The sequence below is a fragment of the Shewanella sp. AC34-MNA-CIBAN-0136 genome (assembly GCF_040309945.1).
In the GTDB taxonomy this organism is placed as follows: Bacteria; Pseudomonadota; Gammaproteobacteria; order Enterobacterales; family Shewanellaceae; genus Shewanella.
Genome location: NZ_JBEOPJ010000006.1, coordinates 239,896 through 251,535 on the forward strand (window position 1 = coordinate 239,896; position 11,640 = coordinate 251,535).

Genomic DNA, 11,640 nt, shown 5'->3' on the forward strand with positions numbered 1-11,640 from the left:
CGTTTGCCGGGTATCGGCTTGTTGATATAATATTTTTTAGCTCATTAGCTCATTAGCTCATTACGATTTAATGTTTAGGTTCTTTTTAAGAAATAGAAGCATTTTTTCATAATATTGGGCACGATTGTCATCATTGTAGAAACCATGGCCTTCATCATCCATCACCAGTTTTTCATAGGGATAATCATGTGCTTTAAGGGCTTTTTCTAGTGATTCTAGTTGTTCAATAGGCGCTCGTTCATCGTCACCGCCATGTACTAGAAGCAAGTTTGCTTTAAGCTTATCTACATTTTCTGAGGGAGACATCGCCCTTAGTACTTCACTATTTTGACCTAAAACATTTTTAAGGTAACTAGTACCCGAAGCACTATTTGCAATATCTCCTTCATCGAACATCAGTTCTAAATTATAAATCCCTGCAAAACCGATAGCGCATTTGAACAGATCGGGTTCAAGTATTGCGCTTTGCAATGCACTATAACCACCAAAACTACCACCAGAAATACAGATACGGTTTTTATCTACATAACCTTGCTCAATGACATAATGAGTGGCATCGAGAATGTCATATTGTACTTCTGAACCCCATTTTTGGAATCCAGCTTGTTCAAAATTTTGTCCAAAACCACCTGAACCACGAAAATTGACTTGTAATACAGCCATCCCTTGATTTGCTAGCATTTGGTTTTGAGTATTAAACCCCCATTCATCTCTTACTCCATGCGGACCACCATGGGGATTGACTACAAGAGGGAGGTTTTTCGCTTCTTTATCATAAGGTAATGTCAAATAACCGCTAATGACTTTACCGTCTCGGCTGGTAAAACTAATTGGCTTCACTTCTGACATTCGCGCTGGGTCGAGCCATTTCTTGGCAGAGGCTAAGTGTTGGAGTGTGATGGCCTTGGTATCAAATATATAATAATCACCGGGATTTCGATCGTTAAATGCCACCACGATGAGTTTTTCTGAATGACGAGTTTCGCTAACAATACGAACTTGATGGCCAGGTAATGATGCGAGCAACTGCTTTAGCAATTTTGAATGACTGTCTTCTGGATTGACGAAAGCGTAAGACGGATAACCATTTTCAAATTCAACTGCATAGAGTTTTTTGGTAGCTTGGTTTATCCAGTAATTACTGGGATCACTTTTGTCATCTTTAATAATTTGCGTTTTTTCACCTGTTTCTAGATTGATTTCATAAATCCCTAAGGTTTCGCCTTTTACCCGAGCCGCTGCATAAATACTGTTTTTATTTTCGGCAAAAGATATTGGGTAGAAATCATCCAAATTGAGTTTGAGGTTATCGGTGTTAAGCCATTCGCGGTCTTGACGATAAAATACTTTTGTTATGTTGTTTTCATCTTCGCCTGCAACAAAGCGTACTTCACCATCGTGATCGGTTAAGAATCGAGAGTAACCTATAGGCGAAGTGGTGACTTTTCTGCGGAACCCTTTGTATAAATCTACACGGTATACAGTCTGTGATAATTCATAGTTTAAAGAATTAGACTCATTCCATGGGATTGCATTGACGAGCATATAGCGGTCGTCATCGGGAAGGGGATCTAAAATAAATGCCGTTGCTCTTATGGGGGTATTTTTCTTCAGATGTGAACCAGTTTGTTGCTCGCCGCTATTAAAACCAAAAAGGTAAGTTGCTCTTGAGCCATCGGCATTAACAGCCATTAGCTCACCATAATACAGCGGTACGTCACTCCAACCTTTTAAATATTCTTTTTGCAGTACGATTCTTTCATTATTGACCCAAGCGTAATTACCAACTTGGGCATTGCCAGGGAAAAATATTGCGTGATGTATTTGTTTTGTTTTTGCATTTAATATTAGTAGCTTGTCTTTACCATTATGTTTGGTTATTGCACTAATATAGTCGCCTGTTGGAGATATTTTTACATTACTAAATTCAGCCCCTCGGCTAAATAGTCGTGCAGTAGAAAGGCTTTCAGCTGCAAATGCATGGGTGAATAGGCCACCACAGACAAGTAACATAATGGTTAGGTATTTGGTGAAAATCATGAGACATCCTTGTTTAATCGTTCGTTCTTACTTCGTTTTTATGTGGTATAAATATTCGATCTGATACGGTTTAAGGGTAAAGGAAGAGTCAGTAGCATTGGCAGCAAAAGGACCGAACTAGCATCCTTTATTGATGCGATATTAACTTCTTAGCAATTGCTGTTGAATAAACGTCCACTGTTCATCAAAGTGTTGTGTTGGCTTTTGTTTAAACTCACTGCGGACAAATTGTGAAATACGTCCTTCTGCAAAGGCTAGCAACAAGTTAGCTAAAATAGCTTCATCGATATTAAAGCCTACGCCTTCACGCAAGGTTTTTTCACGTAGAATTTGTTTGATGTGTGTTTCTATTTTGGCAAATAATACGTCAATTCTACTGCGTAAACGCTCGTTTTCACCTAGCAAGGCATCGCCATTAAGCACCCTTGAGATGCCTGGGTTACGTTCAGAAAATACTAATAGCAGGTGTAATACCAACTGGCAGCGGGTCATGGTGTCTTTTTCTTCGTCCATGATGATGTTTAAGCGTGATAAAATCGCATCTTCAATAAATTCGATTAAGCCTTCGAACATCCGCGCTTTACTGGGGAAGTGTCTGTACAGTGCAGCTTCTGACACGCCCACTTCGGCAGCGAGCTTTGCTGTTGTTATACGTTGACCTGGGCTGGTTTCGAGCATTTGCGCTAAGCATTGTAAAATATGCTCACGACGATTTATTTTAGGGCTTTCAGCCATTATCTGTTCCTTGGCTCAGTGACTACTTGAAAAGGTTATTTGGTGCCTGAATGACCAAAACCGCCTTCTCCACGATCTGAGCTATTAAACTCATCCACTACGGTAAACGTTGCCTGTACAACGGGTACAAACATCAATTGGGCTAATCGATCGCCAATTTCGAGAGTAAATGGTTTATCACTTCTGTTCCAACATGACACCATTAACTGTCCTTGGTAATCGGAGTCAATTAAGCCCACTAGATTACCCAAAACAATGCCATGTTTATGGCCCATGCCTGAGCGCGGTAAAATCACAGCGGCAAGGCCTGGGTCTGCCACATGAATGGCGATACCTGTTGGAATCAATACAGTTTGACTTGGCTCAATGACCATTACTGTGTCGATCATGGCACGTAAATCCATGCCTGCGCTACCGGGTGTCGCATAAGCTGGCAATGGGAATTCACTGCCTATACGTGAGTCGATAATTTTTAGTTCAATGGGTGTTTTCATGATTTTTTTAATTGTTTTTCTATCAATGTAAGTAATTGGCGCGCCAGTGTCAGTTTGTCTGTTGCGGGCAGTTGTTGGCTGCCGTCTTGCCAAAATACCTGTAGTGCATTGCTATCGGCATTAAAGCCTAAGCCTTGAATAGAAACATCATTGGCGGCAATCATATCAAGCTTTTTGCGTTGAAGTTTGCCACGGGCGTATTGCTCTACATCGTTGGTTTCTGCTGCAAAGCCTACAGTGAATGGACGAGGAGTGTGCTGAGCTACCGTGGCTAAGATATCAGGATTCCGCACTAGCGCAAGTTGCATTTGTTCAGCCGATTTTTTTATTTTTTGATCCGCAACGTCAGCAATCCGATAATCAGCTACTGCGGCGCAACCAATAAAAATATCATGTTGTTCAACCTGTTCCATCACAGCATCAAGCATTTGTTGTGCTGAACCCACATCAATGCGTGTAACACCTGCTGGGGTGGCTAGATTAACCGGACCTGAGACTAATGTGACGGTTGCGCCCATTTCCGCAGCTGCTTGGGCTATAGAGAAACCCATTTTTCCTGAGCTGTGGTTGGAGATATAGCGCACTGGGTCAATCGCTTCACGCGTTGGCCCTGCGGTAATGAGTAACTGATGACCTTGTAATATCTTGGGGCCAAAAAATTGTATCAGTTGTTCTGCCATCACCACGGGTTCTTGCATTCTGCCAGGGCCGACTTCACCGCATGCTTGATTACCTGAGGCGGGTTGCCAAATGGTAAAGCCTTTACGGGCTAAATTAGCCATGTTTTCTTGGGTCGCAATATTTTGGTACATTTGCTGGTTCATGGCAGGGCAAACAATGACGGGGGCGCTGGTCGCTAAACAGGTTGTTGTTAACAAGTCATCTGCCATGCCGGCATTAATACGTGCCATTAAATTTGCCGTAGCAGGTGCAAGCAATACAACATCAGCCCAACGAGCGAGTTCGATATGACCCATAGCCGCCTCTGCTGCGGGATCGAGCAAATCTGAGGCTACTGGATGGCCTGAGAGCGCTTGTATGGTTAATGGGGTGATAAACTCCATCGCGCTCTGAGTCATGATGACACGCACGTCTGCGCCACGCTCTTTTAATCGGCGGATCAAGTCTGCACTTTTATATGCGGCAATACCGCCACCAATTCCGAGTAATACTTTTTTATTTGTCAGCATGATGCACATTATCCGACTCAAACCTAATTGCGGCTAACAATATCACAAACCTATGACAATTTGCGCAGATCCAATCTCAAAAATATCGACCATACTGTGTAATACCAATCCTATTAAATATGTGATCTTTCAGCGGGAGTTCAAAGTGCTGTAGGCAAGGCAGATGATTGAAGCGAATAGTGATTCTATTTTGAAAACATCTAACGAAGCATAAAGTACTTTGAAACCCGCCAGAAAGGAGTCTCTCAGGTATTCCACTTCTGTGTTGCATCGATTTAAAAGGGAACAGCCATTTCTACATCAATGCGCCTTGAATTAAAAAACCTGAGAGACTCTGAACTGATCAGATATTTAATGAGATTGGTATAAGCAATTCGAACTCTATTTTTGAAAAAGACAACAATTCGTTATTGGTACTGTGCTTGCTGATTCTGTGTTGTTTTTGTTATTCAGAGTCGACTTAATGCGTTTAATGGCATCGCCACATTGAATATAAGGGACATTCATGGGAATTAAAGATTGGCCACAAGGAGAAGGACCGCGAGAAAAATTATTGCTCAAAGGTGCAGGGCATCTTTCGGATGCAGAATTGCTTGCGGTGATATTACGTAATGGTCTGGCAGGGCAAAATGCGGTCGATTTAGCCCGAAACATGATTAATCAGTTTGGTGGTTTGCGCAGTTTACTGAGCGCACCTAAAAGCCAAGTATGTAAATTAGCCGGTGTTGGGCCGGTAAAATATGCTCAATTACAGGCTGCAGCGGAAATTTCTAAGCGAATTGCTCATGAAAATCTACAAAGAGGGCAAATTTTGACAAATCCTGATTTAACTCGGGACTATTTAATGAGACAATTGGCAGACCGATCCTATGAAGTGTTCGCCTTACTATTGTTGGATACCCAACATAGAGTCATTCAATTTGTAGAATTATTTCGTGGCACCATCGATTCTGCTTCTGTTTATCCTCGCGAGGTTGTAAGCCTTGTTTTGGAGAAAAAAGCGGCAGCGGTAATTGTGTGTCACAATCACCCGTCTGGCATTGCAGAGCCAAGTCAGGCTGATCGGCGAATAACTGAGCGAATAAAAAATGCATTGGCAACCATAGATGTTTCTTTGTTAGATCATATGGTTGTAGGTGATCAGGAGATAGTCTCCTTTGCCGAGCGTGGGTGGATTGTATAAACACTGCTTGATCTTCTATGGTCAATCGTGTATAAAATGCGCCCTCTTTGTGCCTCGGGCGACGGCCATACGAGGCACATTAATGCTCGAGCGTTAAAAATTTGTTTTGGAGAAGATTGACATGTCAAGAGTATGCCAAGTAACTGGCAAGAAGCCAATGGTTGGTAACAACCGTTCGCACGCAAAAAATTCGACTCGTCGTCGTTTTTTACCTAACCTACAAAACCACCGTTTTTGGTTAGAAGAAGAAAAGCGTTTCGTGCAATTACGTGTATCTACTAAAGGTATCCGTATTATCGACAAGAAAGGTATTGAAGTGATTGTTAAAGAACTTCGTGCCCGTGGCGAGAAGGTATAATAGAAAATGGCTAAATCTAAAGGTAATCGTGAGAAGATCAAATTAGTATCTAGTGCTAAAACTGGTCACTTCTACACTACTGAAAAGAACAAGCGTAACATGCCTGAAAAAATGGAAATCAAGAAATTTGATCCAGTCATTCGTCAGCACGTTATGTACAAAGAAGCTAAAATCAAGTAATTGATTTTTGATTCTTAAAAAAGCCCCTTAATTGGGGCTTTTTTTATGCCTGTTTGAAAATAGTCTATACTGAATCGAACAATAATCAGCTGAGTAAACACCGTTAGTCAGGTTCTGAATTTAGTCTATACAGCAGTTGTTTATGTCACGAGGTGCATGGCTAATGTCATTGGATTTTATTGAGCCATTTCCGCATGGTCATATCGCCATTATGTTGAAATATTGCTATACAGATGTGATGCAAATATCATAATTAAATGCGTAAAGTATTATTAACGGCTAAAACAAGCTAACTTTTTGGCTGTAATGATTTTTTCATAATAAATTGAGACACTGTGTTTTACTTGAAGTGAAATAAAATGCTTTAAAAGTGAATTAAAATGCAATACCATTCTTTTTTGATACAGCAAACCGTCATGTGGCATTTATTGTCATCGTCATTAATGAACATCAAACCTATACCGAGGTGAATTTGCCCGTGAGAACCACTGAATTAGTTGATGGATTTCGTCATTCTGCACCCTATGTTAATGCTCATAGAGGTAAAACTTTTGTCGTTATGTTGGGTGGTGAAGCATTAGCGCACCCACAATTCCGCGGTATTTTAAATGATGTGGCTTTGTTGCATTCACTTGGGATTGAGGTGGTATTAGTTTATGGAGCAAGACCACAGATTGACGCAGGTTTAAAGGCGGCTGGAATTGAACCGGCATATCACAATGGTATTCGTATTACCGATGATGAAACCCTGAAGATTATCAAGCAGGTTGCTGGGGCGACTCAATTTGATATTACTGCTAGGTTGTCGATGAGCTTAGGCAATACGCCAATGCAAAATGCGCAAATAAACCTTGTGAGTGGTAATTTTGTTATTGCACAACCATTAGGTGTAGATGACGGTGTCGATTTTTGTTTAAGTGGCAAGGTGCGCCGTATTGATGCGCAAGGCTTACGTCGTCAATTAGACAATAACGGTATTGTATTAATGGGGCCAATTGCCGCTTCTGTTACAGGTGAAAGCTTTAACCTGACCGCTGAAGAAGTTGCGACCCAAGTAGCGATTAAGTTAAAGGCCGATAAGATTATTGGTTTTAGTGATACCAACGGCCTTATCGGTAAAAATGGTGAAGTGATTGCCGAGCTGATGCCGGACGATATTGAAGAAATGCTTAAGACGATGGCTGTAGATGACCATACTTCAGTTGGCACCGTTGCATTCTTAAAAGCCAGTATTGAAGCATGCCGCCGAGGTGTACCTCGTTGCCACTTAGTCAGTTATTTAGAAGATGGTGCGTTACTGCAAGAGTTGTTTTCACGCGAAGGGATTGGTACCCAAATTGTTACCCAAAGCGCCGAACGTTTACGTAGAGCGACTATTAGCGACATAGGCGGTATCTTAAACCTTATTCGCCCATTGGAAGAGCAAGGCATTTTGGTGCGTCGCTCACGCGAGCAACTCGAGATGGAAATTGAACAGTTTATGCTGGTTGAGCGCGACAACTTAGTGATTGGTTGTGCAGCTTTGTATCCGTTTGAAGAAGACAATGCGGGTGAGTTTGCGTGTTTAGTGGTTCATCCTGATTATCGCGATGCTGATCGTGGTAGCATTTTGCTTAATAACATTATTGGCCAAGCTCGCGTGCGTGGTTATTCACGTCTATTTGCGTTAACGACCCGTAGTATCCATTGGTTTTTAGAGCATGGCTTTAATATTGTTGATGTTGAAGAACTGCCGAATAAGAAAAAACAGCTGTATAACTATCAGCGTCGTTCAAAAATTCTTGCGTTAGATTTGTAGAAGTAACAAGGCCGTTAACACATAAAAAAGCCGGATGAGTATAAAATCATTCGGCTTTTTTGTGGGTGAAGCATCAGTGCTTTGAGTGACTTCATTTTCCCATTGTAGAGCTTATTATGCTGACGCTTTGGCTAAGGCGTTACGTCGTTGACGTTGCAATATCATGTCGCCAACAAAGATAACTAACGCGCCCCAAATAAATCCAAAGGTAATGCCTTTTTCGATATCAAACGGTTCATTAAACAGTTTTACCGCTAAGATGAACATGATACTTGGGCCAATATATTGGAAAAAACCTAAAATCGAAAATGGAATTCTGACAGCGGAACCCGCAAAACACAGTAACGGAATCGTTGTGACAATACCCGCAGCGACTAGGAGTAAATTCAGGTCGAGAGTGTTGGTTAGCATGCTCGTTGTCGAACTGTCTAAGGTGATGAATAGATAACCCAGAGCGATAGGTAACAAGATTGCTGTTTCGACTAATAAACCTGATTTTGCGTCAATATTAACTTTTTTGCGCAGTAAACCATAAAACCCAAAGCTGGCTGCCAAGGCTAATGATAAAAGCGGAATAGAGCCAAAAGAGATCAACTGCACTAGTACTCCTATACTGGCCAACGCCACTGCAACCCATTGCAATTTTCGCAAACGCTCACCCAGAAATACCATTCCCAATAAGACGTTAAACAGCGGGTTGATAAAATAGCCTAGGCTAGCATCGAGCATGTGGTCGTTGTTGACTGCCCAAATAAAAATCAGCCAATTAGCGGCAATTAATATTGAGGTGATCAGCAATATTAATAATTGCTTGGGCTGTTTTAAAATCAAACGTAAACGGCTAAATCCACCAATAAATTGCATCAAAATAACCATGAATATAAATGACCAAATGACACGGTGCATTAATATTTCGGTGGCAGGGACATGATGTAATAACTTGAAATAAAGCGGGGCAATACCCCAGATGGTGTAGGCGCAAATGGCGAGAAGCACCCCTTTACGATATTCTAAATCAGGCATAGTCAGTCAACAGTGGGGAGAACTAAAAGAGAGGGCGATTGTAGGTCGCCCCCTAGAATGACACAAGTGCTTAAGCGATTTCTTTTATCGCTAGAGTGTCAGTTATATATTGCGATAATGACCGTTTAGCCCACCATATATGTGCCAGTCCCAAATGCGATGTGAACACCTTGTTCATTGTGTAATTCCATCCGGCAAACGGATACACGATTACCAGAGCGAATAACCGTGCCAGTGCCAGTGAAGATTTCACCCCGACCGGGACGTAAAAAGTCGACCCGCATATCAATAGTGCCTAAGGTGGTTAAGCGTTGTTGTAATTCTTCAAGAGTCCAATCTTCTCTACTGGCAACTAGCCCGGCAAATACTGTCAGTCCGCCGACAACATCAAGTAATGTCGCAGTGACACCACCATGAAGAATATTTTGATGAATATTGCCGATAAGCTCGGGTTTCATTTTTATCACCACTTCAACCCCATTGATGTCGTAGTGTTTGATATCTAAACCGAGTAAATTATGAAATGGAACATGTTGATCAAAAACATCAGCAACTTGCTGTAAAGCTTGAGTTTGAATAGATGTGGTCATGAGCAATCCTTGTCGTTTTATTCTTATTATCGTTGTTATTTATAGGGGAGACTTACTGCCATAGAGTATTTAATCTAACCCTAAAGTGGCGTCGACTCAATCATCTATCTTGGATGAAAACAACGCAAAGGTGTTTTGGTTCAAGACATCTGTGGCTCAGTGCTTTAAAATGAGTGCCCTTTGAATGATGATGTTGTTAATGGATACTCCGATTTCGACCAATATTGCGTCCTCAGATGTGTTGACGACAGAGCAAGATGTACTTGCCGCGAGCCTGCAGCAAGTTTTTGGTTATCGCGCCTTTCGTGAAGGGCAGCGAGAAGTCATTGAGCAAAGTTTACAGGGCCAAGATACCTTAGTGATTATGCCTACCGGTGGCGGCAAAAGTATGTGCTATCAATTGCCTGCTATTGTGTTGCCTGGTGTGACCGTGGTGGTGTCGCCATTAATTTCGTTAATGAAAGACCAAGTCGACAGTTTACTGCAAAGTGGTGTGTCAGCTGCTTATCTCAATTCATCTTTACCGCGTGAGCAAAGTGCTGAGGTGTTACGTAAATTACATGCTGGTGAGATTAAATTGTTGTATGTCTCTCCAGAGCGACTTTTGCGTCCTGATTTTATTGAGCGTCTGCAATCGGTTGATGTTTCAATGTTTGCAGTTGATGAAGCCCATTGTATTAGCCAATGGGGCCATGATTTTAGACCTGAATATGCGGCATTAGGGCAGTTAAAAGAATACTTTCCTTACTTACCTTTAATGGCCTTAACTGCAACCGCAGATCATGCCACGCGTTTGAGTATTTGCGAGCGCTTAGGGGTAACCCCTTATACCTTGTTGTCGAGTTTTGACCGTCCAAATATCCGTTATACCGTGGCTGAAAAGCTTAATGCGGCTAATCAATTACGTCAGTTTCTAACTATTCAAAATGGCACTAGTGGGATTGTGTATTGCAGCAGTCGTCGTCGAGTTGATGAGGTGGCCGAGCGTTTACGCTTACAAGGATTTAATGCTCAAGCATACCATGCCGGTTTGAGCCAGGAAGAGCGTGGTAACGTTCAAGATAAATTTCTAAAAGATCAAATCGATATTGTGGTGGCTACGGTGGCCTTTGGCATGGGGATTAATAAATCTAACGTACGCTTTGTGGTGCATTACGATATTCCTAAAAGCATTGAAGCTTATTACCAAGAAACAGGCCGTGCAGGCCGCGATGGTTTAGATGCAGAAGCTTATATGTTATTTGATCCTGCCGATATAGGCCGGGTTAGGCATTTGATTGAGCAATCTGAACCTGGGCCTCAACAACAAGTCGAATTTCATAAATTGCATACCATGGCAGCATTTGCTGAAGCGCAAACGTGTCGTCGCCAAGTGTTGTTAAACTACTTTGATGAAGTGGCATCAAAACCTTGTGGTAACTGTGATATCTGTCTTGATCCACCCAAGCGATATGATGGTACTGAAGATGCGCAAAAAGTACTGTCTTGTATTTATCGTTTACAGCAACGTTTTGGTATCCACCATGTAATTGAAGTATTGCGCGGTTCAAAAGCGGCCAACATAGTGGATAGAGGCCATGATAAGTTATCGACATGGGGCATTGGTAAAGATAAATCAACTGAGTTTTGGCTCAGTGTTATCCGCCAATTAATTCATTTAGGTTTGATGAGTCAGGATATTACCCGCGGCTCTGCAATTAAGCTTAACCTTGCCGCAAGACCAATCCTTAAAGCTGAGTTATCGCTAATGTTAGCGGAACCTCGGATTCAATTGATTGATGTAAAGCGCAAACCCAATGGACGTGCACCGCAACAGTATGATCGTAAGTTGTTTGCTCGATTAAAATTACTGCGTCGCGAACTAGCTGAGAAAAATGACATTCCACCCTATTTAGTCTTTAACGACGCAACACTCGCAGAGATGTGTGCGATGCTGCCCACAAGCCCTGGCGAGATGCTCGCGGTAAATGGTGTTGGGCAGATTAAGCTTGACCGATTTGGTGGCGAATTTTTAGATGAAATTTCTGATTATTTGACCAAAGGTTAGTG

The 11,640-nt window shown here is 41.9% G+C and carries 11 protein-coding genes; 5 read left to right on the plus strand and 6 right to left on the minus strand.

Annotated elements, in window-relative coordinates:
- Nucleotides 1-60: 60 nt before the first annotated feature.
- The 4 genes from AAEY94_RS08385 to coaBC all read right to left on the minus strand — a co-directional run bounded on the left by AAEY94_RS08385 (nt 61) and on the right by coaBC (nt 4,462).
- Entirely contained in the window at nt 61-2,013 is a 1,953-nt protein-coding gene (locus tag AAEY94_RS08385) for an alpha/beta hydrolase family protein (protein WP_259395427.1), read from the minus strand.
- A gap of 168 nt (nt 2,014-2,181) precedes the next feature.
- The gene (slmA, locus tag AAEY94_RS08390; protein WP_011639240.1) at nt 2,182-2,775 is read right to left on the minus strand and encodes a nucleoid occlusion factor SlmA; all 594 of its coding nucleotides are present in this window, start codon (nt 2,773-2,775) and stop codon (nt 2,182-2,184) included.
- 35 nt (nt 2,776-2,810) lie between these two features.
- Complete coding sequence (gene dut, locus AAEY94_RS08395; RefSeq protein WP_162024098.1) at nt 2,811-3,269, minus strand: dUTP diphosphatase; 459 nt, start codon at nt 3,267-3,269, stop codon at nt 2,811-2,813.
- Nucleotides 3,266-4,462: a bifunctional phosphopantothenoylcysteine decarboxylase/phosphopantothenate--cysteine ligase CoaBC gene (gene coaBC / locus AAEY94_RS08400; protein ID WP_101088684.1), complete on the minus strand. Its 1,197-nt coding sequence runs from the start codon at nt 4,460-4,462 to the stop codon at nt 3,266-3,268. The genes dut and coaBC overlap by 4 nt, the downstream gene beginning before the upstream one ends.
- Before the next feature lie 502 nt (nt 4,463-4,964).
- Here coaBC and radC point away from each other — a divergent pair.
- The 4 genes from radC (at nt 4,965) to argA (ending at nt 7,978) form a co-directional block, all read left to right on the plus strand.
- Entirely contained in the window at nt 4,965-5,642 is a 678-nt protein-coding gene (radC, locus tag AAEY94_RS08405) for a RadC family protein (RefSeq protein ID WP_101088520.1), read from the plus strand.
- A 121-nt stretch (nt 5,643-5,763) separates the two neighbouring features.
- The gene (gene rpmB / locus AAEY94_RS08410; RefSeq protein WP_011639236.1) at nt 5,764-6,000 is read left to right on the plus strand and encodes a 50S ribosomal protein L28; all 237 of its coding nucleotides are present in this window, start codon (nt 5,764-5,766) and stop codon (nt 5,998-6,000) included.
- A gap of 6 nt (nt 6,001-6,006) precedes the next feature.
- Nucleotides 6,007-6,180 carry a 50S ribosomal protein L33 gene (gene rpmG / locus AAEY94_RS08415; protein WP_011494790.1) on the plus strand — a complete coding sequence of 58 codons (174 nt, stop codon included), beginning with the start codon at nt 6,007-6,009 and terminating at the stop codon, nt 6,178-6,180.
- Between the two features lie 478 nt (nt 6,181-6,658).
- A complete protein-coding gene (gene argA / locus AAEY94_RS08420) occupies nt 6,659-7,978 on the plus strand; it encodes an amino-acid N-acetyltransferase (protein ID WP_011639235.1) in 1,320 nt (439 codons plus the stop codon).
- 114 nt (nt 7,979-8,092) lie between these two features.
- On the opposite strand, the gene rarD is transcribed toward argA, so the two are convergent.
- Together rarD and AAEY94_RS08430 are read right to left on the minus strand one after the other, a co-directional pair.
- On the minus strand, nt 8,093-9,001 hold the full coding sequence (gene rarD, locus AAEY94_RS08425; RefSeq protein WP_101088519.1) for an EamA family transporter RarD: 909 nt from the start codon (nt 8,999-9,001) through the stop codon (nt 8,093-8,095).
- 125 nt (nt 9,002-9,126) lie between these two features.
- A complete protein-coding gene (locus AAEY94_RS08430) occupies nt 9,127-9,591 on the minus strand; it encodes a thioesterase family protein (RefSeq protein ID WP_101088518.1) in 465 nt (154 codons plus the stop codon).
- Between the two features lie 199 nt (nt 9,592-9,790).
- Here AAEY94_RS08430 and recQ point away from each other — a divergent pair, with 199 nt between their 5' ends.
- On the plus strand, nt 9,791-11,638 hold the full coding sequence (gene recQ, locus AAEY94_RS08435; protein ID WP_350978415.1) for a DNA helicase RecQ: 1,848 nt from the start codon (nt 9,791-9,793) through the stop codon (nt 11,636-11,638).
- Nucleotides 11,639-11,640: the final 2 nt, after the last annotated feature.

What these genes read in the sequence shown, in the direction of transcription:
- AAEY94_RS08385 (WP_259395427.1), bottom strand. Translation starts at nt 2,013, where the DNA reads ATGTTACTTGTCTGTGGTGGCCTATTCACCCATGCATTTGCAGCTGAA.
- slmA (WP_011639240.1), bottom strand. Translation starts at nt 2,775, where the DNA reads ATGGCTGAAAGCCCTAAAATAAATCGTCGTGAGCATATTTTACAATGC.
- dut (WP_162024098.1), bottom strand. Translation starts at nt 3,269, where the DNA reads ATGAAAACACCCATTGAACTAAAAATTATCGACTCACGTATAGGCAGT.
- radC (WP_101088520.1), top strand. Translation starts at nt 4,965, where the DNA reads ATGGGAATTAAAGATTGGCCACAAGGAGAAGGACCGCGAGAAAAATTA.
- rpmB (WP_011639236.1), top strand. Translation starts at nt 5,764, where the DNA reads ATGTCAAGAGTATGCCAAGTAACTGGCAAGAAGCCAATGGTTGGTAAC.
- rpmG (WP_011494790.1), top strand. Translation starts at nt 6,007, where the DNA reads ATGGCTAAATCTAAAGGTAATCGTGAGAAGATCAAATTAGTATCTAGT.
- rarD (WP_101088519.1), bottom strand. Translation starts at nt 9,001, where the DNA reads ATGCCTGATTTAGAATATCGTAAAGGGGTGCTTCTCGCCATTTGCGCC.
- AAEY94_RS08430 (WP_101088518.1), bottom strand. Translation starts at nt 9,591, where the DNA reads ATGACCACATCTATTCAAACTCAAGCTTTACAGCAAGTTGCTGATGTT.
- recQ (WP_350978415.1), top strand. Translation starts at nt 9,791, where the DNA reads ATGGATACTCCGATTTCGACCAATATTGCGTCCTCAGATGTGTTGACG.